This is a genomic window from Streptomyces sp. NPDC031111, assembly GCF_055570675.1.
The window spans coordinates 1-25,124 of record NZ_JBVIGS010000037.1 but is presented as its reverse complement, the minus strand read 5'-3'; the positions used below and the strand labels follow the sequence as shown (position 1 = coordinate 25,124).

The following is a 25,124-nucleotide window of genomic DNA, read 5'->3' as shown; positions in this document are numbered from 1 at the left end:
CCAACATGATGGCCAGCTGATTCAGCACCGTCGCTGGTTGGTTGTCCGAAGTCGACCGCCTCTTTTCCGACAGCTGTCGGAGGGGTGGTACCAGGGCACGCCGATAGCTTTCCCTGCATGAATGACGCTGCGCTGCACCGGTCCACCGTCGCGATTCACGCCGGCCGGGGACCGCGAACACATGGCACTCCGCTGAATCCGCCGGCGACCCCTGTATCGAATTTTCACGGCGGCCCCTACGCGAGGGAGCAAGGTGCGCCCGCGTGGGAAGCCTTCGAGGAGGCCGTAGGGGCCCTGGACGGCGGCCGGTCCGTCTCGTTCGCCTCGGGTATCGGGGCGACCGCGGCGATCATCGAGGCGCTGCCCGCCGCCGCCAAAGTGGTGGGCCCGGCCGCCGGGTACGCCTGGACACGCAGCCTTCTTCAGGAGCGGGCCGAGAGCGGGCGCATCTCGCTGACCGAGGTCGACACCTCGGACACCGAGGCAACGCTGAAGGCGTGTGAGGAAGCCGACCTGCTCTGGCTGGAGAGCCCGAGCAACCCCATGATCGAGATCGCGGAACTGGACCGGCTGTGCGCGGAACTGCGCGAGCGGCAGACGTTGGTAGCGGTCGACTCCACCTTCGCCACTCCACTCCTGCAACGACCACTGGAGATGGGGGCGGACTTCTCGATGCACAGTGCGTCGAAGTTCATCGGTGGACACAGTGACTTGCTGCTGGGTGTAGTGACCGTCCAGGACGATCGTCTCGACGCCAAGTTGCGCCATGTGAGGGCTCAACACGGCGCGATCCCCGGCGCGTTGGAGTCATATCTGGCTCTGAGGGGGCTGCGCACCCTGCCGCTGCGGATCGAGACCGCGCAGCGCACGGCTCTCGAACTGGCCCAGCGCCTGTCCTCCCATCCGGCGGTGACCGCTGTGCACTACGCCGGCCTCCCGGAGGACCCCGGCCATGAGCGGGCCAAGCGCTTCATGGACGGTTTCGGGGCAATGCTCTCGATCGAGCTGAACGCCGGCCCCGAAGTCGCCGAGGCAGTGTGCCGCACGGTGCGCATCTTTACCCACGCGAAGAGCCTCGGCGGCATCGAGAGCCTCATCGACCGCCGCGCCCGCTACAGCGGATCCTCCGCCCCCCAGTCCCTGCTGCGGCTCAGCATCGGCTGCGAGCACGTCGAAGACCTTTGGAACGACCTTTCCCACGCCCTTGAACAGGAGAATCAGCGATGACCAGCACCACCAAGCTCGACGGCCGCGTCGCCATCGTCACCGGCGCCGCCCGCGGCATCGGCAACGCCATCTCCCGAGCGTTCGCAGCCGAAGGCGCTCACGTCGTCCTCGCCGACATCGACGAGAGCCTGGCGAAGGAGGCCGCCGACCGCATCGTCGCCAAGGGTGGCTCGGCTGTCGGCGTCGGCGCGGACGTCGGTGTCTCGTCCGAGGTCGACGCGATCTTCGAGGCGACACTGAGCCAGTTCGGCCGTCTCGACATTCTCGTGAACAACGCTGCCGTGATGGGGGCAGGCCGACACTTCCTCGACACCGACGAGCAGTGGTGGGACCAGTTCCTCACCACTAATCTCAAGAGCCACTACCTGTGCATCCGCAGGGCCGCTCCGATCATGGCCCGGCAGCGGTCCGGCAGCATCATCAACCTTTCCAGCGGCGGCGCCACCCGCTCCCACCGCGGCATGATCGCCTATGACGCGTCCAAGGGCGGCATCGAGGCGCTCACCCGTGGCCTGGCCCTCGAACTGGGCCCGTACGGTGTCCGCGTCAACGCGCTTGTACCCGGCCTGATCGCCACCGACCCCAACGAGTCCGAGGAGTCCCGCGCCCGCCGTGACGCGACGATCCCCCTGGGGCGCGGTGGTGTGGCCGACGACCTCGCTGGCCCTGCGGTGTTCCTCGCCTCGGACGATGCCCGTTACGTGACCGGTGCCCGGCTGGTGGTCGACGGCGGTGTCCTGGTGCAGCAGCGCAGCCCGCAGGTCGAGACCTTCCCCGTCAGCGCCTTCCCGGAGGTGCTGAGCGATGACACCGATGCGGCCAACTGACGCCCGCCAGCACGCCACCACATCCAGAGGAGGTATTGATGTCCGCTGCACCGAACACCGGTGTGTTGCCTGAGGACGTCGACGTCGTCGTCATCGGGGCCGGCATCGTCGGAGCCAGTTGCGCCTTCCACCTCGCGGCACGAGGCGCCACGGTGGCCGTGCTCGAAGCGAATGAAGGCCCCGCCATGGAGAGCACGGGCCGCTCGTTCGCCTCAATACGCACCCAGTGGGCCGACGCCACCAACATCCAGCTCTCTTGGTCGAGTATCCAGACCTACCGCGACTTCGAGTCGCTGTACGGCACGGACGTGGGCTACCGGGCCTCGGGCTACCTGCTGCTCGTCCCCGAAGAGGGGTGGGAAGCACAGCTGAAGGCCGTGGAACTGCAGCGCTCACTGGGGGCGTCGATCGAGGTCCTCTCCCCGACGGCGGCGCAGCGGCACATCTCGTTCGACACGTCGGGTCTGGGCGGTTGTACCTGGGGACACGCAGACGGGGTGGTCGACCCGCACCTGGTCACCACGACATACCTGGATCTGGCCCGCAAACGCGGTGCCGCCGTCCATTTCCAGCAACGGGTCACAGCCATCGAGCAGGCCGGCGACGGATGGGAGCTCAACGTCCCGAAGGGGACACTGCACGCTCGGTATGTCGTCAACGCGGCAGGCGGGTGGGCCGGTGAAGTGGCAGCCCTGGCAGGTTTGTCCGTCCCGGTCGAGCACGTCAGGCGCATGATCTACGCCAGCGCACCGCAGGCGCTCAACCGTCCTGTGCCGATGACGATCGACGTGCGCACCGGGGTTTACCTGCGCAGCGAGGGCCCGCGCCTGCTGATCGGCTGCGCGAACCCCGACGAGGCGCCCGGCTACAACACGCGCGTGGACTGGAAATGGCTCGAGTCGGCGATGGAGCTGGGAGTCCCCCGATTCCCGTGGCTGGCCGAGGTACCCATCGACAGTCACGCCTCTTGGGCGGGCACGTACGAGGTCACACCGGATCACCGGCCCTTCGTGGGAGCGATGCCCGAAGCGCCGAGGTGGATCAACGCCTGCGGATTCTCCGGACACGGCGTGATGCAGGCGCCCATGGTCGGACACGTGACCGCCGAGGAGATCATCGACGGCCGGGCCTCCAGCATCGACATCGACGCACTGAGAATCGACCGCCTTGCCGGTGCGGCGCTCGCCCAGACCTCGCTGGTCTTCTGATCGATTCCTTGAGCCGATGTTCCAAGAGTGAAAGGTGTGGAATGTGAGTACGGCGATCCCCCTGAGCCATCACCGGTCTCACGGTGAATGGGTCTTCACGTCCGGACAGATCGGACGTGATGCCGACGGGGTCATCCCCACCGATTTCGGTGCCCAGATGCGAGTGGCCATCGAGTCGCTCAAGAGGCACCTGGAGGAGGCCGGCGCGTCCCTCGACACGGTCATCAAGACCACGGTGTTCCTCGCGCGGCAGGGGGACTTCGCGGAGATGAACGACATCTACTCGACGTACTTCAACCAGCCGTGGCCCGCTCGCTCCACCATCGTCGCGGGTATGGTCCGGTCCGAGTTGCTCTTCGAGATCGAAGCCATCGCTCATCGCGGATGATGCTGACGCGCCCTGCGCGTGGACATCCAGCCCTCCCGCACTACTGACTGTGAAAGCGTGATGTCGTCACGGTGGGGCGAGCGCGAGTTCAAATCCAGTGAGGCGGCCGGCGAGAACATCGTGGCGGTACTGGAGTTGGCGTAACCCCCGCCGGACGACGGTGATCAGGTCGTGTGGGTCGGTGAAAGCGCGGTTGGCCGCAGCGGTGCGCCGCAGTACCGACCAGATGCCATGGACCGGGTTGAGGTCCGGTGCGTAGGACGGTAGTTGGTAGACGATGAGCCAGAACCGTTCAGCGATGGAGCGGGGCATGCCGGCCGTCAGGTGGGTGTTCAAGTTGTCCCGCACCACCGGGGTGCGGCCGCGCTGTGACGAGGTCTTGGCCTGCGACGGCGTCATGGAGAATCCGGCTTCGTCCGGGCGCTGCTGCACCCGACGACACGGCACAGGAAGATTACGCTGTGGCAATGTCCACCTCTTTCATCCGGCCATCTTTTCCAGTTACGCGCCGCTTCAATATAGCTTTCCCTATGACAGGCAGGGCTTGCAGTCGAATGAGTGTACGACGTTGTAAAATCTGTAGATGTGTAGCCGGGGTGAAGAATGCTTGTTGCCTCAGCCCGATTTTCTGATAGTAATTCACATAAGGGCGCACTTTCTTTTCCCACGAGCTGAGGGCCAACTCCAGGTCCTCAGGGTGGCGTTCGAGCATGGTGCCGAGGAGTTCAGCGCCGCTGAGAGCCGCCGAAAGACCCATACCGGAGTACAGCGTGGGACACCATGCCGCGTCGCCTACCAGGACGACGCGCCGGTCATGCCATGCGTCAAGGTTGACTTGCTCGACTGAGTCGAAGAGTATTTCGTTGGCCTTCTCCAGCTCGTCGACTGCTTGGCCGAGTATGGGACCAAGCGGTCGAGAACCGAACACACGACGGATGCGTTGGGTCGGCGGCTCACCGAACTCCGCGTCCACGTCTTCGGTCCGGTAGGAAAACAGCAGAGTTGGAGCTTGGTCGGCGAAGGGGAAGAGCCACATGGACCTGCCGGGCTCCATCAGGGTGGCACCGTCATGAGAGGCGATCCCATCAAGAGGATCGGTCAGCTGGAAAGCCGCGATCATATGGTCCAGGCGCCTGAGATGCTGCTCGTGCGGGCCGAAGGCCAGCAGCCGGACGGTCGACCGAAGGCCGTCGGCACCGACGACCAAATCGAAGGACTCGATGACGTTTGTACCGTCCAAGGAGTTGGTCAGAGTTACCTCGACAGCTTCGGCGCCCTGCTTGATTGCCGTCGGTGTGGTGGAAAAACGAATCTCGATGTGCTCGGGTAGTGCTGCATACGCTGCTCGCTCGGCGTCGCCCCGCAGCATGATCCAAGGACGACCGGGCAGATCGCTGAATCCCAGTCCGGGCTTGCCGCGCCCCATCCGGTCTAAGTCGATGGTTACGCTCCCCAGGGGGGCGCGGTCTGTCATTGACTTCAGGATGCCGAGGCGGTCTGCAGCGCGCCGTCCGGTGCCGAAGAGACCGACGAAGTAGCCGCCGGAACGTCGGGCGGCGTGCTTCTCTACGATGATCGGTGTCCAGCCTGCCTGACTCAGGCGTAGCGCGACAGATATTCCGCTGATGCCGAGACCGACCACAAGAACACGACGACCTACAGGCCGTCCTATTGCCTTCATAATACTCCCTTCAGGATTCTTGATCACTTTGACTATTGGGAGACAGGGTTGGGGGCCAACGCCGGATCAGGCAGGTACGGTTGTCGAGTGTGACTTATGGACAATTATTCAGCACGGAATCTCCTCCTCACCGCGAAACCGCACAACGGGCCGCGGTCAGGCATTCGTGAAGGTTTCACAGCAACTCTGTGTAGACGCGCGTTTAGGATGCGGTCTGGCCGACAGTCAGCCGCAGGAATTTAAATGAGATACATCGACCGATATCCTCGCAAGGGCCCGCCCCGTCGCGTCTGAATCGACAGAGGTTCATGGGCCCGGCGAGAGGGTGCTCCTATGCATCGTAGAGCTGTGGGGAAGAGTTATTTTCTTTGGTGACGGGTGGGGTAGCAGGTGGTAGATCTCGCGCGACGAAGTGTTTCAGGCACTGGATGATTGTTTTCTCTTGGGGAGGCCGTCGGTGGTGCGTTATGCGATGTATGTCTGAGTGTGAAGGCCGTACTTCATGCGGACCGGGACGGTTGTGCGCAGGGCTCAGTTGGCCCGCGGCGGCGACGTTCGAGGTTGTCACCAACGGATTCAGGAGCTGACCTGGAGCCTTGAGGCCCGCGACGGGTAACGCGAGCTTGGGGGCGGCTTTGATAACCAGCGGCCGATCTCGGCTTCGGTCTTCTTGGGCTCCTCGCCCATGCATGCTCCGCCATCCGCGTTCCGGGGCAAGCACCTGTGCAACTGACGCCGGCGTTCCAGCCGCTGCAACACCACCTGGATCGCCGCGGCCGAGCTGTCGTGTCTCGGACTCGCCAGCTGATCAGGGTGAAATGGCCTCACTTCGCGTGGAACGGTTGTCCGGCTGCGTGGAGGATGTGTGCTGTGGCGGGGCTGAGTTCGGTGGGTTTGTCGTCTCCGACGATCACGGTGCCGCCGAGATACGCGACGTGGCGTCCGAAGGCGTAGTTGGGCTCGAACGCGAAACTCATTCCGGGCTTGAGCTCCATGTCAGCCATGATTGTTGGTTGGTCATCTACGGCGGGGTACTCCTCGGTGCCGGGGAGTTTGCCGATGTCTCCGGGAAATCCTCCCAGTGCCATCAACGGGTTGAGGGAGTGGATGGCCGGTCCGAACACCCATCCGTCAGCCGCTTTAATCGGGGCGAGCATTTCTTCCACGAAGTCGCCGAACGTGCGCCCGGGACGCAGTGCTTGCAGTCCGGCTTCGTAGGCGGCGCGGGCCACTTCGGCGGCCCGTTGCAGGTCCTTTGGAACCTTGCCGACGACGATTGTGGCTTGATGCTGGGTATGGCGTCCACCGAAGTTGCAGAAGACCTCGGCCCGGATGATGTCGCCGTCCTCAAGCGTACGGGGTTTCTGGGGACGGTAGCCCCATTGCGGCCAGCCCGAGGCGATCGGGGCGGGACCCGACCAAAAGTGCATGGGCGGGGGGATGGCTCCGCGCGTGAACCCAGCGGCCATTCCTGCGGCGTAGACCTTGCTCTCGGATATGCCTGCCGCAGCTGTGTCGACCATGGCTGCCACCATGACGTCGCCGATCCTCGCAGCGTGCTGCAGCACGGCGATCTCTTCTTCACTCAGGGCCATGATGAGCTGTGAGAAGGACTGGGCGAGTGGAATAAAGTCCGCTCGGGGAAACTGGACCAGGACGTTGTTCCAGACGTGGTAGGGGATGGTGCCCTCAGGGTGCCACGGAGGATAGAAGTCCAGCCCGATGACACCGATCCGCCCTGTTTCCAGACCCAACTCATGGAGAGTGTCGGCGAGGGCACGGGAGTCTCGGGAGCCCCGCAGGTTCGGGGCGTCGATCCAGATCGTGTCGCCTCTGCGTGCTGATTCCAGGTGGTCCATGGAGTACAGGGGCATGGGCATGAGGGAGATCGGCTCGCCATGACGGGGGAATACCACGGTGGTCCCCGGTCGGCCATTGGTGAACCAGGTGTCGTAGCTGACAGCTCCCGGGCCGGCGTCTTCGTGTTCACCGAAGACGATCAGCGCGTCAACCGTCTCACGGTCCATGAACGTACGAGCCAGGCGCCATCGGCGATCACGCTCGGAGAGTGAAAACTCGGGGACTGCTTGGGTACTCATACTGTTCTCCTCCCTTCTTTCCGTCCTGATGTTCGCTCGCGAAGGATTACTGGAGACGGTTGCCGCACCCGATCTTGACGAGTCGGGGAGTCATCACCCGAACCGTAGTCAGTCTTTTTGGGGGGCGCAGGGCTCGGGCTACCTTGGCGTCTTCCACCATGAGCCGGAGGATCTCACCTCTTGAGCATCTGCTCGGTCATCTCCCACAGCCGCTGGGCTGCGTGGGAGTCGATGGCGTGAGAGGTGGCTTCGGATGGGATGTAGTCAGCGGTCAAGGCCCGGGGCTCGTCATCCAGCGGCGAGATATCGTTGTCCTTGAGATAGACTCCTCCGATTTCGTCGAGCAGAGGGCTGGTCGCGGCGAAGACGATGGTGCTCGCGCCCTGTTGCGGCGTCTTCTTACCAGCATCCGGGTCGATGATCGGAAAGCCTTGCTCGTTGATCAGGCCCAGGGCCCGGTCTTCCTCGGGACTGTTCTGCTGTTCAAGGCCGTGTCAATGACGATGCCTGGGTGCACCGCGTAGCCGTGGATGTCTTCGGTGGCGAACCGGCGGTCCAGTTCGACGGCGAAGAGCACGTTGGCGGTCTTCGCCTGGGCGTAGGCCATGTGGGGTCATAGTCACCGTCAGTGAAGTTGGGATCCTCCCAGCGAATGTCCGACATGCGCTGGGCGCCAGAACTGACGTTGACGACTCGCGCGCCGTGGGCCTCGCGCAGGGCGGGGAAGGGTGCTGATTGTGGCTCATGATCGTGCCCTTCGCGCGGCTGACGGGTAGATCAGTGCGCCTGGGCAGTGCGCCTACGCGCACGGCCTGCCGACCGAGAGTCGGCATCAGGCGGGCACTGGCATACTTGGCAGCTGACCACCCTTAAGCGGTGCAGTGCTCCGCTTAATAATCGGATCGCTGATCCGTTTTGTCAAACAGTCCCCAGGAGATCGCCCGTCTATGCCCGTCGAAGGCACCCGCCGGCCGGAGGAGCGCGGCAAGCGCTCCGACGCGCTGCGCAACCGCCAGATACTTCTGAACGCCGCGGCCGAGGTCTTCGCTGAGGTCGGCGTGGATGCACCGATCCGCCGGATCTCAGCTCAGGCGGGCATGGGCATGGCCACGATCTACCGGCACTTCCCGACCCGGGCGGAACTGATCGCCGCGGTCTACAACCACCAGATCGAAGCTTGTGCACAAGCTGGACCGCGACTGCTGGCAGAGAGTGCCTCACCGCTCACAGCGCTCCGTGAGTGGATCGATTTGTTCGTCGACTTCTTGGTCACCAAACACGGTCTGGCCGACGCCCTGCGCTCGGACGACGAGCGCTTCGCCGCGCTGCACGCCCACTTCATCGATCGACTCGTGCCTGTCTGCGACCATCTGCTGGAGACAGCGGTCCAGGGGGGCGAGGCCAGGCCTGGAGTCAAAGCCTACGAATTGATGCGCGGGGTCGGCGGCTTGTGCATGGGAGGAGCTCCTGAGGGAGACGAGCACTATGAGCCCCGCCGCCTGGTCACGGTTCTGCTCGACGGGCTGAAGCTCACCCAGTGAAGCCGAGGGCAAAGCGCTGCGTGGCGTCACCAACTTGTCGGCCTCGGCGCTGACCTGGGTCATGTAGAGGTCACGCGTGGCGCGTACTCAGATGCCGCGGGAGGGCCTCCAGCAGGACGCCGCAGTCCCGCTTGTTAAAGAGTCATCTCATTTGGCGAGTCTGCGGTAGCAGATGAGAGTGCAGGCGATGCTGGTGAAGGCGAGGAAGTGCTCGGCTTTGCGCTCGTAGCATCGGTGGAGGCGTCGGCACCCGGCGAGCCAAGCCGTGGTGATGGTCCGCGGTGGCGGCCCAGTCGCTGCGAAGTCGTCTCGATTCCCTTGCGGGCGATGCGGTGCGCGATGCCGCGCTCGCGTAACCATCGCCGCAGGTGGGCGTAGTCGTATCCCTTGTCGCCGCGGAGCTTTCCCGGCTTGCGTCGTCGTCGGCCTCGGCGGGAGCGGATCGGCGATATGCCCCTCACAAGCGGGATCAGGGCTTGGCTGTCGTGCAGGTTCGCCGCCGAGAAACCGTGAACCGACCGCTGCTGTTCCTCGACGTGGACGGGCCACTCAACCCTTACGCAGCCCAACCGGAGAGGCGTCCCAGCGGTTGCCGCACCCAGATGTCCCGGAACAATACCCATGAGGACGACAGGGACCTACCGTCCCGACGACGCTCCCTGCGTGTCTGGCTCACCCCAGAGCACGGACGAATCCTACTCCAGCTCGGTTTGAGCTGCGCCGGGCCACCGCATGGATGGACGACGCCAACCAGTGATCTTTTTCAGCGTTGCCTCTCCAGGGTGAGGACGGCTCGCGCGATGGACGTCATCCGGTTCAGGCTGATCCGTGATCTGCTGAAGATCTGCCAGGACTTCAGTTGTGCCATGCCTCGTTCGACGGGAGGGCGGGCCTGGGTGAGCGAGTGGTTGACGGTCTGCTGGGTAGGGGTGAATTCGCCGCCCGGTGGGCGCTTGCGGCCTGTGGCCACCCGGGGCCTGCACCTTGGTAGGCGCGATCGGCGAGGACGGGGACGCCCTGGCGTTCGCAGATTCTGATGATCACGTGGGCGCGGTCCGCGGTGAGATCCATAGCACCCTGCGGTGGGGTCGGTGCCGACCTGGAAGTTCACGCCGCGCCGGCGATGATTTCCCGAGTAGTCCGCGCGGCTGTCGCCGACCCGGTGCATTCAGCGAGGGTGCCGTCGAGGAGGACGATGTCCGGGTCATTCTCGCGCAGGGTCTTCAGCAGGCCCGGGGCGCGGTCGGCGAGCAGGTCGACGACTGTTGTGACGTAGGTGTGTGTGGCGACGGATATCCCGAAGCCGGCGGCGATGCAAGCGAGGGTGTCGTGACGGTGCAGATACACCAGTGCGACCAGCGCACGCCCGTGCGGCGGAGTTTGCAGCGCCGGTCACCCTCTACGGAGGGTGATGCGCATCGTGCGCCACTCAAGGAGGGCGTGCGGCAGGCCGAGTGCGGCAGGATAGGGAACCAACGAGGCTTCCGTGCCGGTGGGTTGAGAATCCGAACACCTCCCTCAACGGCACGGGGGCCTCGTGCGTTGCGGCCGTCCGCGCAACCCGCCGCAGTCACCCGATCGGTAGCCACGCTGAAAAGGTCTCACGGACTTCAGCTCGTCAGGGGCAAATTTTGACGAAGTCCCTGATTGTGCTGGAGCGGTGGCTGTATCCCGTGGTGTGTGAGGTACGCAGATGGGGGCGGGCTGACCGCTGCGGGGGCGACGGCGCCGGGAGTCGGTGCGGGCGCAGGCGGCCAGGCTGTTCGAGCAGAAGGTCAAGCCGCTGGAGTGGCACGACGCCTGCGGGCGAGCCTGAAGTCGGCCTACTAGTGGCATCAACTGTGGCGGGACGACGGTCGCCAGGGAGCCTCATCTACGGATGATGAGCGCCCACGCGCGGTCTTCGCCGGGGGCGGTCGTTGCCTAATGCGGCGCGAAGGTTACGCGCGCGCTGCCATCAAATCTGCGCGGAGGGCCTCCTTGTCGACCTTGCCGATGAGGGTTCTGGGGAGGGCTTGGGTGAACGAATAGGAAGCGGGCCTATATAGTTCACCCAGGGCGCCGTCGATCTCGAGGGTCAGCCGGGTCAGGTCTGGTACGTTGGTGGGGTCTTCAGGTACCAGTACGACGTGCACAATCTCCCTGTCGTCGTCATCGAGCAGGCCGATGGTGGCTGCGTCCCGGATGGCGGGTTGTGCGGTGAGGAAGTCGTCCAGCAGTCGGGAGTAGACGTTATCGGCTGCGATGCCCGTGACGATGATGTCCCGTGCCCGGCCAACCAGGTACAGGTAACCATTCTCGTCCTGGCGGGCGATGTCTCCGCTGCGAAACCAACCATCGTCGTCGATTACCTCGGCGGTTCGTCCCGGATCGTTCCAGTAGCCCTCCATGACTGAGCGACTGCGCACGTACAGCTCACCGTGCTGCCCCAACGCCACCAGCTTGCCGTTGTCGTCACGCAGCTCCACCTCGACTCCGGGCAAGGGACGCCCGCAGCTGCTCAAGGACTCGGGCCGTCGCAGGTCGTGTTCCCGCGGGGTGAGCGCAGTGACGATTCCTGATTCGGTTGCCCCGTAGAACTGGGTCAGTACCGGTCCGAATCGTTGTACAGATTGCGTGAGGCGTGCTGGAGACGCGGACGCACCAAGGTAAATGATGGACCTCAACGCGGTGAAGCGGCCGGGACGGCACTCGGGGTGATCAAGCAGCTCATACAGCATAGGAGTCACCACCGTCATCATGGTGACACGCTCGCCATCCATCACGGACAGGGCTGTGCCGGCGTCGAACTTCCTCAACATTACCGTCGTGTGGCCGCTCAGGACGCTCACCAGGAATGAGGTGTGACCGCTGGTATGCGTTACCAGCGTGGCTATCAGAAACGTGGGGTTGGATGAGACATCGTCGGTGTACGCGCGGGAAACCTGAACGATGCTGTCGTAGTAACTCTTGCGGTGAACGACCAGCTTGGGTAGCCCTGTAGTGCCGCCTGTGTAGAGGATCGTGGCCAGGTGACGGCCGTCGGAGGCGTCGCGGAGCGAGAGATCGGTGGTGCCGGACGAGGCTACTAGGAGGTCAGCCGCGAACGATGAGGGGCCAACGCTGAAGACATGCGGCAGTGTGATCCGGTCAGCGATGAGCTGGGCCCGCTCTTCCAGAGACGGGTCGAAAAGTAGAACCTTGACCTCGGCGCGGTCGATCAGCGCCTCGAGTTCGTTGTTGCCGGGCTCCGGAGGCACGAAAACCAGTCGGCAACCTGTGAAGTGGACGGCCAGCTGAAGCAGCAACGCCTCTGGCGAGTTCTCCACGAACATTGCAACTCCGTCACCCTCTACCAGCCCCAAGTCACGTAGTGCAGCGGCGAATATTAGGGTCGTACTGACGGCCTCGGCACCACTGATACGCCGCGCCCCCGCGACGATCGCGTCCTTGCTGCCTCTGGCGGCGAGTCGCTGCAGGACGGAGACGGTGTAGTTCTCGCTGCTACTTTGCGTGTCCATAATTCTTCTTTTCTGCCCGCGTGAAGCGTAGAGGAGCCTGCAGAGGGTCTGGGTAATGCTGCATCGGCTGAGCCCTGGACGAGTCGGGCTTGTGTGGGGAGTTGGGTCGGTTGCGATGCGAGATCGACTCGGCGCACAAGCGGGCCCTTACGGTGAGGTGACCCTTCGAGCTGGAACGAGGAGGGACGATGCGATTCGGCAAGCGGTGCCATGAGCGGCTTCGTCCGCATGCAGGCAAGCGCGAGGAGCCGCTAGGCTTCGGATCTTGATCCATCATCACGGCTCCATCAACGCGTGTCAAGAAAGAACGTTCTCCCTATGTCTTCATGGGTCGCAAACAGTGCCAGCCCCTGAAGCGCCTTCCTGCCCTACGGGCAAGGCGAACAAGCCCTTCCCCATCCGACTTGCGGTTGCGGCGAACGCCGTTTGCTTCACGACAGGTTCACCGGTCGCACTCCGGATCCTGGCCGCGACCGCCGCGCGACAACTTGCGGCGGGCAAGGCCCTCTGAGGGCGGTCGGCTCCAGCACGGACCCCCACTCGCCGAGTCATTCAACGCGACTGGCAAACGGGGCACCCGGCCCAGGCTGCTGGGCGCCCAGGCCCGGGACGCCGAGCGCGATGCCCATGTGGACCTCTTCCGGTGACTGCATTGCTACGACACCGACCGAGCCCCCGCGCCGGATACCACAGTCCGATCGCCTACCAGCGAGGACTCCGAGCAATATCAACTGCGCTGACCGAAGCCGCATCACCCGTGCTCAGCCTCAGGAGCCAAGCCCAGCAAGCCTGATGGCGCCACGCTGTCGCCGCCCGTGTCATCCAGGGCCTACCGTGCGCGAGGCCGTTATGTTCTGTCTCTCTGGTCAGCGTCGGGTCCCGATCAGGATGCCGGCGAGGTGGAGTGCGGCCTGTGCTTGAGGCGACTGATGCACCGTTCGACGGTGTTCCGCTGTTTGTAGGCATCGCGGTCGAAGCCGGGCGGGCGGCCGCCCTTGGCGGCCTCGTCGTAACCGGTGGCTGATCTGGTCGGAGGGCTGCGGGATGACAGCTTGGATCCCCCGGCGTCGTAGTTGACTGCGAATAGCGCGGGATGAGTAGGCCCGGTCGGCCAGCACGGCGGAGGGGCGGTTCGCGGCCTGCCCGGACCGCTTCGAGGCACGCGGACGCGGGCCATCACCGTCTCGAAAGCGGGGGAGTCAGCGGCTTGTCCCGCGGCGACGGTGAAGGCCAGAGGTCGTGCACCGCCGTCGGCGGTGCAGGCGAGGGTGTCGTGACGGCGCAGGCACACCAGTGCGACCAGCGCACGCCGGGGCGGCGGAAGTTTGCAGCGCCGGTCACGGAGGACGATGAGCATCGTGTCCCACTTGACGAGGGCGTGCGGCAGGCCGAGTGCGGCAGGATTGGGAACCAACGAGGCTCCTGTGCCGGTGGGTTGAGAATTCGAACACCTCCCTCAACGGAACGGGGGCCTCCGCAGTCACCCGATCGGTGGCCACGCTGAAGAGGTTCAGTGTGTCGGCAAGTGCCGCAACAGTCGGGAAGGCGCCGGGGTGGCCACGCGACCGGATCCGTTCTTCCGGAGGGTCCCGGGCGGAGTGTGCGGCCAGCCGACGTCGAGCATCGATCGGCAGCGTCGCGCCCGTCGCAGCAGGGCGCCATGGCGCTCGCCGCGTTCCACCTCGGCGGGGTGGGCGGCAGCCCTGAGCGCGAGCCCATTCTAACTGGCTGATCACGTCGGTGATCAGCCAGCACACCCCCCAACTACTCGAGCGCTATGGAGTGGGTCCGGACACCGCGGCAGCCCTCCTTATCGCCACCGGCGACAACCCGGAGCGACTCCGCAGCGAGGCTTCATTCGCCTCACTCTGCGGCGTGAGCCCGGTCGAAGCCTCGTCGGGCAAGACACAGCGCACAAGGCTGAATAGAGGCGGTGACCGGCAGGCCAACTCGGCCCTCTACACCATCGTCCTTGCCCGTCTGCGTTGGGAGACCCGCAGCCGCAGCTACGTCGAACGACGCATCGCCGAAGGCAAAACCCGACGCGAAGCCATCCGCTGCCTCAAACGCTACGTCGCCCGAGAGCTCTACACGATCATCATGCGAGCCCGCCCCATGCCCCAGGAGCAAGCCTTGGCCGCTTGACATCCATAGGGGCATCAAGACCACCACCTCCTACGAAGCAGCGGTCAGTCTCGCGTCATTCTTGCTCTGGGCGAGATCCGTTTGAAGACGGAACCTACTGCAACGGTGCTACGGCAAGGTCGAGACTCAGGCGTGGGACCGAGTCCACCGACGGCTCACCCACCGTGCGTCCTGGCTCGACGACGGTGAACTACCCTTGGTCGAGCGAACGTTGATTGGCTGAAGGTCGAGCACCTATGGAAGGAGCGAGACACTCCGCTGGTGTGGTTATGGTCCTCGAAGACCGGCGCCCCTGCGGACGACGTGGACTGTTTCGGCAGGCCTTTCCTCGCCGCATCGGTCTGGAGCAAACCTTCCGCTTCGCGAAACACACCCTCAGTTGGGCCACACCGAAACTCCGTACCCCCGAAGCAGTGGATCGCTGGACCTGGATCTTGATCGTCGCCCACACCCAGCTCCGGCTCGCCCGGCCCCTCGCCGAAGATCTCCGCCGCCCTTGGGAGAAACCCGACGCACCCGACCGGCTCACGCCGGCCCGGTCCGCCGAGGGTTCAGGAACATCCACGCTCACTTCGCTTGCCCGACCCGAGATCCCAAGCTCCGAGGTACCGGCCCCGGGCGGCCACCCTGCGCCAAGAACAGACACCGGGCGCCGCTACGACATCGACAAGACCGTCAAACGCCCCGAGACCCTCAAGGCTATCTGCCGGCCTGGCAGATTCTGGTAGGTAGGGAACAAGGCCAGCAGCTGTTGCTCTGTATCGCCCGGGCCGGGCATCGACCGAGCGTCAGTCCTTGCCTGTAGGGCTGCGGGCAGGACTACCTGGTGTCTTTGGGCTGCCTACAGCGTGCCGTCTGCGGCCGCGCGGTACATGCTCGGCACGGCGGGTGTGAAGCCGAGTTCGCGGGCGAGTGAGCCGTCGATGTGGCCCTGCCAGGGGTCGGTCAGTGGTTCGGAGGACTCCTTGTACTCGGCCCCGACGAGGCGCGCGATCTCGAGGACCGAGGCGGGGGCGTCGTCGGTGATATTCACGATATGCCCGTCCATCGCCCCAGTGAGGGCGAGCTGCACAGAGGTCGCGATGTCGTGGTGGTGAACAAGGCTGAGGGTCTTGGCGGGGTGCCAGTTCCAGGAACCCAGTAGTCCCGGAGCGGCCTGCAGGTGGCCGTCGCCTTCGCCGTAGACGAAGGCGAAGCGCAGGATGCTCCAGGTCAGTCCGCTCTCGCGCAGCGCTTGTTCCGCGGCAACCTTGCTCGCCGGGTAGGGCAGCTGCGGGTTGGTGGGGTCGCCTTCGCGGGCCGGCCTGGGCACGTCGGCGTCGTAGACGAGGCTGGTACTGGCCATGATGACGCGCGCTTCGGGGGCGTTCGCCTGCAGTGCCGCGATGAGATTGAGCGTGCCCTCGACATTGACGCGCTGGATCTGCTCGGGGTCGGGGGTGCGCAGGACGGCGGCGAGGTGGATGACGGCGGTGACGCCTTCGACGGCCTTGGGCAGCGATGCAGGGTCGAGCAGGTCGCCCTCGACGGTGGTGACGCCGACGGGGAGTTCCTTGCCGGGCCGCACGATCGCGCGGCAGTCGATGCCCGCGTCCGTGAGGCGGCGCAGGAGGCGGGAGCCGACGAGTCCGGTTCCACCGGTGATCAGGATGGTCATGTCTCTTTGCTTTCTGATAGGAGCTCGGTCAGTCGACCGGTTGCTGTGCGGAGCACACGAGTCGCCGTGTCGATGTCGGGTTGAGGGACACCGTCGAAGGCGGTTTCGAGGATGAGAGCGATCGGGTCCGGCAGCGCGCGCCACAGTGTGGCGCCAGCCGGAGTCATGGTCAGCACTTTCTGGCGCTGATCGGTGTCGTCCGGTATCTGCTCCACCAGGCCCTTGCGGACGAGCGCCGCCACCACGCCCGTGAGTGTGGCGCGCTCGATATGCAGCATGCGCACCAGGTCGCGCTGCGGAGTCGGCCCGGCGTTCGCGAGCTGGTGAAGGACGTACCACTGGGTGGGCCCGAGATCGTAGGGACGGAGTACTGACTCCATCACCAGGCGAGAGGCCATGTGGTACTTCTTCGCCCATGCTCCGGCGGACTCGTGTTGCGGATCTGTCCGTTCGTTAGTCATCTGACGATTATCGCTAGGCGCCTAACGTGGTCAAGCGAACCTTGAGTGCTTCCCATGTGGGTTGCCGGCGCAGTACGCGGCCAGGCCCTGTCGCGAAACGCTGTGGCCAAGCGCGGCTATGTCACCACGTCGAACCTCCAGGCATGCGGCGCCGAGCAGCGGTGGAGGCCTGGAGACCAGGTGCCGGTCGCTGCGGGCTGACGGGCCTATGTATGGGTGGTCCGCATCCGGCACGGGAGACTGTTGATCTCCTCGTATCCTGTGTCTGTCACGATCACGGTGCCGCCCGACACCACTCTCGTGCGCCCGATGCAAGCGTTGGGTTCGAACGCGAGGGTCGCACCAGCCGGGAGAACCAGTTCGCTGCCTGTCAACTGCGGCAGGTTCCGCGGTGCGGGACCGGGGAGCGTAGTGACGGGATGGGCATCCTGGTCGTTGACCCGGGTGAAGCCGAGGAACGCTTGCGGGTTGAGGCTATGCACCAGCGGCGTCAGGGCCCAGCAGCCGGCCTCCTCCAACGGTTGTTCCATCGCGTGGACGAGTTCGCTGAAGGTGATGCCGGCGCGCAGGACCGACAGCCCCGCCTCGTAGGAGGCCCGCGCGACGGATGCACACTGGGCGATGGTCGGGTCCGGTTCGCCGACGGCAATCGACATCTGTACCTGGACCTCGGCATTGCCGAAGGTCGGGAAGATCTCAGCCATGACCAGGTCCTGGTCAGCGATTTGGCGCACGGGTTCCGCCGTGGTGGTCCACCTAGGAGGCCCCCACGACAGGCTTGGATAGCCCGAGTTCAAGATGAGTGTGGGGTAGCGCACGTTGCATCCGTGCCGCGCCAGGGTGGCGAGCACGTCGGCATAGATCTCGGTCTCGGGCACCCCCGGGGCGACCCTGTTGAGCATTGCCTGACTGGCGGCTTCGGCCGCGCCCGCGGCCCAGCGGACCAGGGCGAGTTCCTCCTCGCTCTTGGGTAGCATCATCTCGTTGAACTTCCACGAGATGTCGACGATCTCGCGGTCGGGCAGGTTCTCGGTCAGGTCGATCCAGAACCGGGCAGGGAGGAACCCGCTGAACTCCCCTGCGGTCTGAGTCTCCAGACCGACGACCCCGATCCGGCCACGCGGACTCACGTCCTTGATCCACCCTGCCACTGCGGCTCCGCTCAGGCCGGTGACGTACTGGTCGATCCAGCGCACCGCGCCGCGAGCGAAGCTGTCCTCCGCCCGGAAGATGCGCGTGGCGCCCCAGGTCACGGTCACCGGGGCCTGCACACGGGGAAAGATCACCGCGCCCTCGATGTAGTCGTTGCTCAAGTAGTGCTCATAGTGGTCACGGCTGCGGAATCCGCCCACCAGGATGAGATCCAGATCGAGCTCCTCCATCAGGGCGCGCGTCCTGGCCCAGCGCCGATCCCGCTCCGCCAAGGACAGAGTCGGCCCCGGCGCGTGCGCCACACCGGGTACGCCGATCACCATGTGTGTCTCCTTTATGCAGACGGAGTCGTGCTCAGAAGGGGTAGCGCGGAAGTTCGCCGCGTAGAGTCGTCCACTGCGTCTCGGTGAACGCCTCGATGTTGGCCAGGTGGCCGCCGTGACGCGACCCGGTGCCCGAGGCGCCGACACCGCCGAAGGGGACTGGTGCCTCGTCGTTCACGGTCTGGTCGTTGATGTGTGCGTTCCCGGACGGGATGCGATCGGCAAGTTGCAGCCCGCGCATCACGTCGCGGGTGAGGATGCCGAGCGAAAGCCCGTATTCGGTGTCGCGCGCCAGCTCAACCGCTTCATCGAGGGTGGAGAAGCGGATGACTGGAGCCACCGGGCCGAAGATCTCCTCACGGAACGCGCGGTGATCGGGAGTGACGTGGTCCAGAACAGTCGGGCGATAGAACAGGTCCTGGTAGGAACCGCCTGTCCGCAGCTTCGCGCCGGCAGCGACTGTGTCAGTTACGATGGCGTGGATTCCATCGCGCTGGCGCTCATCAATGACGGGTCCGAGCTGGACCGGCGTATCCCCGGCCGGGTCCCCCACGACCAAAGCCTCTGCCCTCTCGGTCAGCTTGGCCACGTACTCGTCCGCGATCGACTCGTGCACAAGCTGTCGACCGGTCGCCATGCAGATCTGCCCCTGGTGAATGAACGAACCCGTCGCGCCCACACTCGGGGCGTGGGCGAGGTCGGCGTCATCGAGCACGATCAGTGCGTTGTTGCCGCCGAGTTCGAGGTGGGAGCGTTTGAGATGGTGCGCCGCCAATTCACCGACCCGCCGACCCGCGCCTGTCGAGCCGGTGAACGCGATCACCCGCGTCCGGGGCGTCGTGACCAGGCGCTCGCCCACCTGGGCTCCCCGACCCGGCAGCATCTGCAGCACCCCCGGTGGCAGGCCTGCCTCCTCGAAGATGGTGGCGAGGGTGACACCCCCGCTGATCGGGGTCCGGGTGTCCGGCTTGAGCAGCACCGCGTTCCCCAGGGCGAGAGCCGGTGCTACCGCACGGATGGACAAGACGACCGGTGCGTTGAAGGGCGCAATCACAGCCACCACTCCCACCGGAAAGCGCCGGCTCAGACTGAGCCGGTCCTGGGCGGACCGCAGAACCTCGCCGTAGGGCACGGAAGCCAAGGCTGCGGCCTCGTAGCACTCCTGCGCGGCTGTCTCGACTTCGAACTGCGCTTTCGCCCTGGCAGAGCCGGATTCAGCCCTGAGCCACCACGTGACCTCGTCGGCATGAGCGTGCCAGAGATCACCAGCACGCCGCAGGACTGCGGCTCTCTCCTCATAGCTGCACGCGGCCCATTCACGCTGGGCAGCCTCGGCCACCTCGGCTGCAGTATCCACGTCTTCGGGTGAGGCGAAGCCGATCGTGGCGAGGCGCTCACCGGTCGAAGGTGAATGGACGACGTGCTCCCCACCGGATCCAGGCACCCACTTACCCGTCCATATCTTGCCCGTCCACCGTGCCGGATCCAGAGGACCCGTCGCCACTCTTGTGTTACTCACTTGCTCACCTCTCCGTCGGGTGCGACGTCGACCCGTCGCGCGAAGCGACTCAGGCTGTCCTATCCAGGACTGGCTGGCGATGCAGCCTTTTCGCTAGGTGCCTCACAAATTCTGCTAGGCGCCTAGCGTCCTGTCAAGAAGCTAGGTGCCTAACGTTCTGTGGGTGGCGTCAGGGGTGTCGAGGGCCACGTCGCGAGCACCTCGGGGCCGGTGACACCCGCCACTGGAGCGATACCGCGGGAGTGTCCCCATCGCGGAATGTCGTGGTCGTAGTCGCGGAGGGCGAACAGCGAGTCCGGGTTGCGGCGGGGGCGGCCGGCACGGCCGCGGGCCAGCGGGACCGCGTCGAGCAGCGGCGGGAGCTGAGTGATGTCGTTGCGGTTGCCGCCGGTCAGCAGGACCGCGAGCGGGGTACCGTACCCGTCCTGACCGGACATCCGATGCGGTTACGGTAGGGCGTCAACCTGTAGCCGTAGGTGGTTCGGATCGGTCGGGGAATTTGGCGGATTGGTTGTAGCGGACCCGTGGGCTGAGGCGGTGGTGCAAGAAGCCGATCATGCGGTTGAAGAGGTTGCGTAGGGTTGAGATGCGGCGGTCCTCGTCAGTGCGACGTGGGTCGTCGTGCGCTTTTGAGCCTGGTGAGGCGGTCAGGGAGGCGAAGGCCCAGACGTAGCCGAGAGCGGCGAGGCGCTGGTCTTTGACGCGGCGGGCTTTGACAGACAGCTTCTTGCCGGACGCACGGGTACCCGGTATGACTCCGGCGTTGTAGTGAGGCGCTTGGCATCGGCGAATCGGTCGGTCGTCGCCGATCTCGGCGAGGCCGCCTACCGCGACTGACCGGTGGGCCAACCCGGGGACAACGGCAACGTGATGATCCCGCGCGGTGACACCGGCCACCAGTCCCCGCCCTGGTCTGGTGCGGTCGCCCTGTTCCGTAACGGCGCCCCTGCCCGACACCCCTTTGAGATCGCGCGGTTGACCGACACCACCACCGGTCTGCGCCCCTGCTGCCCGTTCAAGCCGGCGCGCTACCGGCCACGCCCCGCGACGCCCACGTGACCCGGCCGGCAGGCTTCAGTCCTGTGTCACGTCGACTGAACTCGGCTGGTGGTGCGTAGCCTTACTGCCCTGTTTCGTCGCCAGGCCGAGGGCGCGGGGCGCTCATTGTGCGGCGCCCCGAGGAGCGAACGAGCGGCTGAATCCCCGCCCTGACTGCACAAGTTGCCGGGAGGGGGCGAGCCGCGTTGCCTCGTAGCGGCGCAGCGCGCCGACGACGTCGTTGCGGGTTCTGCCACCGTCGATCGCTTCGGCGAGAGCGAGGGCGTCCTGTGCCGATGCGCTGAAGCCGCTACCGGTCATTGGCGAGGGGAGATGGGCGGCATCGCCGACGAGACACACACGACCGGAGGCGAGTCGCGGCGGTAGGTACTCACCGATCGGCGTGCCGATCACTTCTCCTCGCCTGGCGCTCAGGCGGATGGCTTCCCGCCATGGGTCGGGCCACATCTGCTGTGCCTCGTCCGCGAGTTCCTCGAACGTCCTGGCCGGGATGTCATCCGCGCGAAGTGTGCGCTGGACGACACCATCGATCACGGCTCTGCTGGCGCGCAGCAGATCGTTGCGGCCGGAGTCGTACCAGCCCCAGCCGACCCGACGCCGCCCTGGGGTGATTGATCCGTCTTCTCCCGGAAGGTAGTAGGCGTTCAGGCAGTAGTCCCCCTCGTAGAGGATGGCGAGGTTCGACGGCCACGGTGGTGACTGCAGTTCGCATTCGTCGACGAGGCCGAGCCAGATCACATATCCGGAGAAGTTCGCCTCGGGTGCTTCGGGTGCGACGTGGCGACGTACGACACTCTTGTGGCCGTCGGCACCGACGACGAGGTCAGCGTGCACGCACTCACCATCGCCCGTCATGACCCATGCGGATTCCTGGTCCTGGCCCGAACCGGTCACTCGTACCGGTGACCATATGGAGATTCTGGGATCGGTCTCGGCGGCGGAGCGCAGGGCCGCGTGCACGTCCGACCATGCCTGTGCACCGGACGGGAAGCCCTTCGCTCCCGTACGCGCACTTCGTCCCGTCAGCTGCTCCAGCAATCCGTGCATCACGGGTAGGGCCGCACCCGTCCGTGTCTTGCGGGTCGAGCGCTCCAGCATGGTCACCTGCAGGCCGACGCGCGCCAGCGTCAGCGCGCTCATCAGGCCTGCCAGCGACGCGCCGACGACGATGGCTGCCCCGGGGTTCCTTGGGTGCGACGTGTGACAGTCCTCAGTCACGGAACGGTCTCCTGATGGTTGGTGGGAAGGCCGACGCCGGTGGCGTGTGGGTGGTCGCTGAGACGCCGATGGGGTGACGAGGCATCGGTCTAGCGCCTCTCGTGCCCCGCAGGGGCACGACGGTGAGTGGTCTCCCACCCTTCAGCGCGCGTCTCACCGGTGTCGGCGCCTTGAGCCGGGCGCAGGGCCCACGCTGTGACGATTGCTCCGGCCAGTGCGAGTGCGCCCAGCCCGAGGAGGACGACGTGAAGCGCTCCGGTGAAGGCGTGACCGGTGGCTTCGGAGACGTAGTGACCTTGCACGGCGGCATTCGCCTGAGCGCTCGATGTCCGAGCCGCCGTGATTGAGATGAGCACCGCGGCGGTTGCCGCCACCGCCAGGGACTCGCCGGTGATGCGCATGGTGTTGAACATCCCTGCTGCCGAGCCGGCCTTGTCCACTGGTACTGAGCCGACGGCGGCGTTGTCCATGACGGAGAACGCCGTCCCGACGCCCACGCCGAAAACAAGGAGCGGCAGGGCGGACACCCATGGTGAGACATCGTGATCGATCACGATGAGCCCGAAGCTGCCTGCGGCGATCAGGAGGGGAGCCGCGGTCAGCAGGATCCGCATGGACCAACGGGACGTCAGCCATCGGGCCGCCAATGGTACGAGTAGAACCGGGACTTCAAGAGGTATCAGCTCGACCGCCGCTCGCCATGGGGTGGCGCCGCCGCTCTGCAAGTAGATGGGGAGGAAGACGTTCAACGCGGCCAGACCGAATGTGACCGAGAACGGCATGCACATGAGGGCAGTGAAGGTCGGGCTGCGAAACAGGCGGATGTCGAACATCGGGTGAGTGCTGCGAAGCTCGACAGCAACGAATGCCGCGAGCAGAAGCAGTGTTCCAAGGAACGCCACCAAGGTCCACGGAGCCAGCCAGCCTGCCGATCCACTGCTGACGAATCCCAACGACAGAAGAAGGAGCGCGCCGCCGAAACAGGTCATGCCGGGCAGGTCGGGGCGGGGCGCGGAGGCATCATTGGACTCCTGCGTGTAGCGGGAGGCGATGAAGGAAACGGCAGCTCCGAGAGCGATCACCACGAAGATCGACCGCCATCCCAGAGGGGCGAGCGCACCGGCGATAAGAGGACCTGCAGCCGTTCCACCTCCGAAACTGGCGCCAAGCAGTCCGAACACCCGAATTCTGCGTGCCCCGGAGGTCGCATGTGCAAGGACAGCCGAGCCGGCGGAGACCACAGCTCCAGCAGCTAGACCCTGGACGCCGCGCAGCACATCGATGACCACGATGTTCGAGGAAACCGCGATAAGCGCCATGGCCAGACCGAACACGGCGATTCCTGTACGCAGCACGAGGCGTCGCCCGAAGAGATCCGCCAGGCTACCTGTCGCCAGCACCGTTGCGGCGAAGAGCGCGTTGTACGAGTTCTGCACCCACTGTGTGCCAGCTGCTGAAGCGTTCAAGTCGCCCGCCATATCAGGCAGGATGATCGCCGGTCCCGTCACCGCAAAGGGCAAGAAAAAGGAGGCCGTGAGTACGGCGCCTATCGATGCGCGAGTCGCAGCCGAGGAGGGCGTCAGCAAATTGGGGTCAGTTGGCATGCCTCCAGGCTGGACCACGCGAGGCCGCTTATTCAGGCCCGATCCATGCTGCGGCTCGCCCGACCGGGGCACTCACGAGCCTGGGTACTCGCATGACTACCTAAAAGCGAGCTCTTGGCGGCAGACTGGTGAGATGACCGCGAAGTCCCGCCAGTGGAAGTCCGAGCTCGGGGAGTTCCTACAAGCCCGACGGGCCGCCGTGTCGCCGACCTCAGCCGGACTGCCGGACGTCGGCCGTCGCCGAGTACCTGGGCTGCGGCGCGAAGAGGTGGCAATGCTCGTCGGTGTGTCCACGGACTATTACGTGCGTCTGGAGCAGGGGCGTGGTGGACGTCCCACCGAAGCGCTACTTGATTCCATCGCCCGAGTCCTTCAGCTCGACGCCACGCAGCGGTCCCACCTCTACGACCTGGCGCGGCCCCGGCCCCGCCCTGCGCGGCGCTCGCCCAAGGAACGGATGCCTGAATCGACGCGCGAATTCCTGGAAACCCTCTCGGTTCCGGCGCTCGTGATGACTCGCACGATGCAGGTGATCGGATGGAACCCACTCGCATGCGCCATGTTCACTGACTACGGAACACTGCCCGAAAGCGAGCGGAATTCCGCATGGCTGCTTTTTCTCGATGAAGAAATCGCTGCCCGGCATCGTGATTGGGAGGATTCCGCGCGCAGTACTGTCGGTATCCTGAGGAAGACAGCAGGTGAGGACCCCGATAATCCGCAATTGTTGGCGCTGGTTGGAGAACTAGCAGTCCGGAGTGAGACATTTCGGCGTCTCTGGGCGGAGCATCATGTTTTTGAGAAGACCACCGGGATTAACCGTATGCGGCATCCCGACGTGGGTGACGTGGATCTCACCTATATTGCTTGGACAACGCCAGATGCGCCGAACCAGATGCTTGTCACCTATATGGCCAAGCCAGGCTCGAAATCCGCAGAAGCATTGCACATTCTAGGGTCGATGGCCTCATCCTATGACGGGAGCGGCAGCACCGACCTGAATATCGGGTGACGCCCACAGCCGGAATCCCCTCCCACTGATGCCGAAGTGGGAGCCTTCGGTCGGTACCGACTCGACGAAGGCCGCCGGGAGGCAACGAGGGTGGAGACTCACCGCTCGCCCCGCCAAGGCTGCGCTACCGGACGGTGAACGCTGCCCCACCGGAGTCACGGAGTGGGCATGGCACCCGAGCGCCCCGATCGCAAAGCGCAGCGGGATCAATCGGAGACGGTCATGGAGAACGGCAGGCGGCGTCTCCGGCCGGCTGGACCGGTACGACTACCGCCGACCCCATTCCGGCGTTACCGGCCACCCACCAGACGCATCAGCGACCTATCGGAACAGCACACCCAACGCGCCTCGTGGTGACGAGAGGTGAGGGGAGCCCACAACATTCGGACGGCGGCAAACCGGGACGCGCTAGTACTCCAGTGAGAAATCGTTGCCTGCGCTGGTCGGTTTCGGTGTTCCGAGCATGGTGGGGATAGATGAAGCTGGTTTGTGGGCTGAGGAGT

17 protein-coding genes and 8 pseudogenes are annotated in these 25,124 nt (G+C 65.2%); 10 read left to right on the top strand and 15 right to left on the bottom strand.

What is annotated here, in order from left to right; translation table 11 throughout:
* Positions 1 to 117 precede the first annotated feature (117 nt).
* The 4 genes from ACZ470_RS38735 to ACZ470_RS38720 are packed head-to-tail and all read left to right on the top strand — an operon-like array spanning position 118 to position 3,650.
* On the top strand, positions 118 to 1,227 hold the full coding sequence (locus ACZ470_RS38735; RefSeq protein ID WP_468434662.1) for a trans-sulfuration enzyme family protein: 1,110 nt from the start codon (positions 118 to 120) through the stop codon (positions 1,225 to 1,227).
* Positions 1,224 to 2,054: an SDR family NAD(P)-dependent oxidoreductase gene (locus tag ACZ470_RS38730; RefSeq protein WP_468434661.1), complete on the top strand. Its 831-nt coding sequence runs from the start codon at positions 1,224 to 1,226 to the stop codon at positions 2,052 to 2,054. Before ACZ470_RS38735 ends, ACZ470_RS38730 begins: the two co-directional genes overlap by 4 nt.
* A gap of 38 nt (positions 2,055 to 2,092) precedes the next feature.
* Positions 2,093 to 3,262, top strand: coding sequence for an NAD(P)/FAD-dependent oxidoreductase (locus tag ACZ470_RS38725; RefSeq protein ID WP_468434671.1), 1,170 nt, complete (start codon positions 2,093 to 2,095; stop codon positions 3,260 to 3,262).
* Positions 3,263 to 3,296: 34 nt separating this feature from the next.
* On the top strand, positions 3,297 to 3,650 hold the full coding sequence (locus ACZ470_RS38720; protein ID WP_468434660.1) for a RidA family protein: 354 nt from the start codon (positions 3,297 to 3,299) through the stop codon (positions 3,648 to 3,650).
* A 66-nt stretch (positions 3,651 to 3,716) separates the two neighbouring features.
* Here ACZ470_RS38720 and ACZ470_RS38715 read toward each other — a convergent pair whose 3' ends face one another.
* The 4 genes from ACZ470_RS38715 to ACZ470_RS38700 all read right to left on the bottom strand — a co-directional run bounded on the left by ACZ470_RS38715 (position 3,717) and on the right by ACZ470_RS38700 (position 8,037).
* The gene (locus tag ACZ470_RS38715; protein WP_468434659.1) at positions 3,717 to 4,082 is read right to left on the bottom strand and encodes a transposase; all 366 of its coding nucleotides are present in this window, start codon (positions 4,080 to 4,082) and stop codon (positions 3,717 to 3,719) included.
* A 22-nt stretch (positions 4,083 to 4,104) separates the two neighbouring features.
* Positions 4,105 to 5,358, bottom strand: a complete 1,254-nt coding sequence (locus tag ACZ470_RS38710) for an FAD-dependent monooxygenase (RefSeq protein WP_468434658.1) — start codon at positions 5,356 to 5,358, stop codon at positions 4,105 to 4,107.
* A gap of 797 nt (positions 5,359 to 6,155) precedes the next feature.
* A complete protein-coding gene (locus tag ACZ470_RS38705) occupies positions 6,156 to 7,430 on the bottom strand; it encodes a M24 family metallopeptidase (protein ID WP_468434657.1) in 1,275 nt (424 codons plus the stop codon).
* A gap of 442 nt (positions 7,431 to 7,872) precedes the next feature.
* Positions 7,873 to 8,037 (bottom strand): hypothetical protein, encoded by a 165-nt coding sequence (locus ACZ470_RS38700; RefSeq protein ID WP_468434656.1) that lies wholly within the window; start codon positions 8,035 to 8,037, stop codon positions 7,873 to 7,875.
* Positions 8,038 to 8,377: 340 nt separating this feature from the next.
* Between ACZ470_RS38700 and ACZ470_RS38695 the strand changes: the two genes are divergently transcribed.
* Positions 8,378 to 8,971, top strand: a complete 594-nt coding sequence (locus ACZ470_RS38695) for a TetR/AcrR family transcriptional regulator (RefSeq protein ID WP_468434655.1) — start codon at positions 8,378 to 8,380, stop codon at positions 8,969 to 8,971.
* Positions 8,972 to 9,118: 147 nt separating this feature from the next.
* On the opposite strand, the pseudogene ACZ470_RS38690 reads toward ACZ470_RS38695, so the two are convergent.
* Positions 9,119 to 9,480: pseudogene (locus ACZ470_RS38690) on the bottom strand (transposase); the annotation flags it as partial.
* On the opposite strand from ACZ470_RS38690, the pseudogene ACZ470_RS38685 reads away from it, so the two are divergent.
* Positions 9,481 to 9,725, top strand: a pseudogene (locus tag ACZ470_RS38685) (hypothetical protein); the annotation flags it as partial.
* A gap of 9 nt (positions 9,726 to 9,734) precedes the next feature.
* Here the strand turns inward: ACZ470_RS38685 and ACZ470_RS38680 are convergent.
* Positions 9,735 to 10,447 (bottom strand): annotated as a pseudogene (locus ACZ470_RS38680) (transposase).
* A 204-nt stretch (positions 10,448 to 10,651) separates the two neighbouring features.
* Here ACZ470_RS38680 and ACZ470_RS38675 point away from each other — a divergent pair.
* Positions 10,652 to 10,798: pseudogene (locus ACZ470_RS38675) on the top strand (IS630 family transposase); the annotation flags it as partial.
* Between the two features lie 113 nt (positions 10,799 to 10,911).
* On the opposite strand, the gene ACZ470_RS38670 reads toward ACZ470_RS38675, so the two are convergent.
* Together ACZ470_RS38670 and ACZ470_RS38665 are read right to left on the bottom strand one after the other, a co-directional pair.
* Positions 10,912 to 12,471, bottom strand: coding sequence for an AMP-binding protein (locus tag ACZ470_RS38670; protein ID WP_468434654.1), 1,560 nt, complete (start codon positions 12,469 to 12,471; stop codon positions 10,912 to 10,914).
* Between the two features lie 1,251 nt (positions 12,472 to 13,722).
* A pseudogene (locus ACZ470_RS38665) lies at positions 13,723 to 13,885 on the bottom strand (IS5/IS1182 family transposase); the annotation flags it as partial.
* 344 nt (positions 13,886 to 14,229) lie between these two features.
* On the opposite strand from ACZ470_RS38665, the pseudogene ACZ470_RS38660 reads away from it, so the two are divergent.
* Positions 14,230 to 14,616: pseudogene (locus ACZ470_RS38660) on the top strand (transposase); the annotation flags it as partial.
* Positions 14,617 to 14,725: 109 nt separating this feature from the next.
* A pseudogene (locus tag ACZ470_RS38655) lies at positions 14,726 to 15,344 on the top strand (NF041680 family putative transposase); the annotation flags it as partial.
* Between the two features lie 113 nt (positions 15,345 to 15,457).
* Here ACZ470_RS38655 and ACZ470_RS38650 read toward each other — a convergent pair.
* The 7 genes and pseudogenes from ACZ470_RS38650 to ACZ470_RS38620 form a co-directional block, all read right to left on the bottom strand.
* Complete coding sequence (locus tag ACZ470_RS38650; RefSeq protein WP_468434653.1) at positions 15,458 to 16,273, bottom strand: NAD-dependent epimerase/dehydratase family protein; 816 nt, start codon at positions 16,271 to 16,273, stop codon at positions 15,458 to 15,460.
* The gene (locus ACZ470_RS38645) at positions 16,270 to 16,734 is read right to left on the bottom strand and encodes a MarR family winged helix-turn-helix transcriptional regulator (RefSeq protein ID WP_468434652.1); all 465 of its coding nucleotides are present in this window, start codon (positions 16,732 to 16,734) and stop codon (positions 16,270 to 16,272) included. Before ACZ470_RS38645 ends, ACZ470_RS38650 begins: the two co-directional genes overlap by 4 nt.
* 206 nt (positions 16,735 to 16,940) lie before the next feature.
* Positions 16,941 to 18,209, bottom strand: coding sequence for a M24 family metallopeptidase (locus tag ACZ470_RS38640; RefSeq protein ID WP_468434651.1), 1,269 nt, complete (start codon positions 18,207 to 18,209; stop codon positions 16,941 to 16,943).
* Between the two features lie 31 nt (positions 18,210 to 18,240).
* Positions 18,241 to 19,653, bottom strand: a complete 1,413-nt coding sequence (locus ACZ470_RS38635; protein WP_468434650.1) for a benzaldehyde dehydrogenase — start codon at positions 19,651 to 19,653, stop codon at positions 18,241 to 18,243.
* A 299-nt stretch (positions 19,654 to 19,952) separates the two neighbouring features.
* Positions 19,953 to 20,153, bottom strand: a pseudogene (locus ACZ470_RS38630) (IS5/IS1182 family transposase); the annotation flags it as partial.
* A gap of 736 nt (positions 20,154 to 20,889) precedes the next feature.
* Complete coding sequence (locus tag ACZ470_RS38625; protein ID WP_468434649.1) at positions 20,890 to 22,005, bottom strand: FAD-dependent monooxygenase; 1,116 nt, start codon at positions 22,003 to 22,005, stop codon at positions 20,890 to 20,892.
* An 89-nt stretch (positions 22,006 to 22,094) separates the two neighbouring features.
* Complete coding sequence (locus ACZ470_RS38620; protein ID WP_468434648.1) at positions 22,095 to 23,609, bottom strand: MFS transporter; 1,515 nt, start codon at positions 23,607 to 23,609, stop codon at positions 22,095 to 22,097.
* Positions 23,610 to 23,742: 133 nt separating this feature from the next.
* On the opposite strand from ACZ470_RS38620, the gene ACZ470_RS38615 reads away from it, so the two are divergent.
* Positions 23,743 to 24,621, top strand: a complete 879-nt coding sequence (locus tag ACZ470_RS38615; protein ID WP_468434647.1) for a helix-turn-helix transcriptional regulator — start codon at positions 23,743 to 23,745, stop codon at positions 24,619 to 24,621.
* The last annotated feature ends 503 nt before the right edge of the window (positions 24,622 to 25,124 follow it).

What these genes read in the sequence shown, in the direction of transcription:
- ACZ470_RS38670 (WP_468434654.1), bottom strand. Translation starts at nt 12,471, where the DNA reads ATGGACACGCAAAGTAGCAGCGAGAACTACACCGTCTCCGTCCTGCAG.
- ACZ470_RS38640 (WP_468434651.1), bottom strand. Translation starts at nt 18,209, where the DNA reads ATGGTGATCGGCGTACCCGGTGTGGCGCACGCGCCGGGGCCGACTCTG.
- ACZ470_RS38650 (WP_468434653.1), bottom strand. Translation starts at nt 16,273, where the DNA reads ATGACCATCCTGATCACCGGTGGAACCGGACTCGTCGGCTCCCGCCTC.
- ACZ470_RS38735 (WP_468434662.1), top strand. Translation starts at nt 118, where the DNA reads ATGAATGACGCTGCGCTGCACCGGTCCACCGTCGCGATTCACGCCGGC.
- ACZ470_RS38730 (WP_468434661.1), top strand. Translation starts at nt 1,224, where the DNA reads ATGACCAGCACCACCAAGCTCGACGGCCGCGTCGCCATCGTCACCGGC.
- ACZ470_RS38725 (WP_468434671.1), top strand. Translation starts at nt 2,093, where the DNA reads ATGTCCGCTGCACCGAACACCGGTGTGTTGCCTGAGGACGTCGACGTC.
- ACZ470_RS38695 (WP_468434655.1), top strand. Translation starts at nt 8,378, where the DNA reads ATGCCCGTCGAAGGCACCCGCCGGCCGGAGGAGCGCGGCAAGCGCTCC.
- ACZ470_RS38645 (WP_468434652.1), bottom strand. Translation starts at nt 16,734, where the DNA reads ATGACTAACGAACGGACAGATCCGCAACACGAGTCCGCCGGAGCATGG.
- ACZ470_RS38705 (WP_468434657.1), bottom strand. Translation starts at nt 7,430, where the DNA reads ATGAGTACCCAAGCAGTCCCCGAGTTTTCACTCTCCGAGCGTGATCGC.
- ACZ470_RS38700 (WP_468434656.1), bottom strand. Translation starts at nt 8,037, where the DNA reads ATGGCCTACGCCCAGGCGAAGACCGCCAACGTGCTCTTCGCCGTCGAA.
- ACZ470_RS38620 (WP_468434648.1), bottom strand. Translation starts at nt 23,609, where the DNA reads ATGCCAACTGACCCCAATTTGCTGACGCCCTCCTCGGCTGCGACTCGC.
- ACZ470_RS38615 (WP_468434647.1), top strand. Translation starts at nt 23,743, where the DNA reads ATGACCGCGAAGTCCCGCCAGTGGAAGTCCGAGCTCGGGGAGTTCCTA.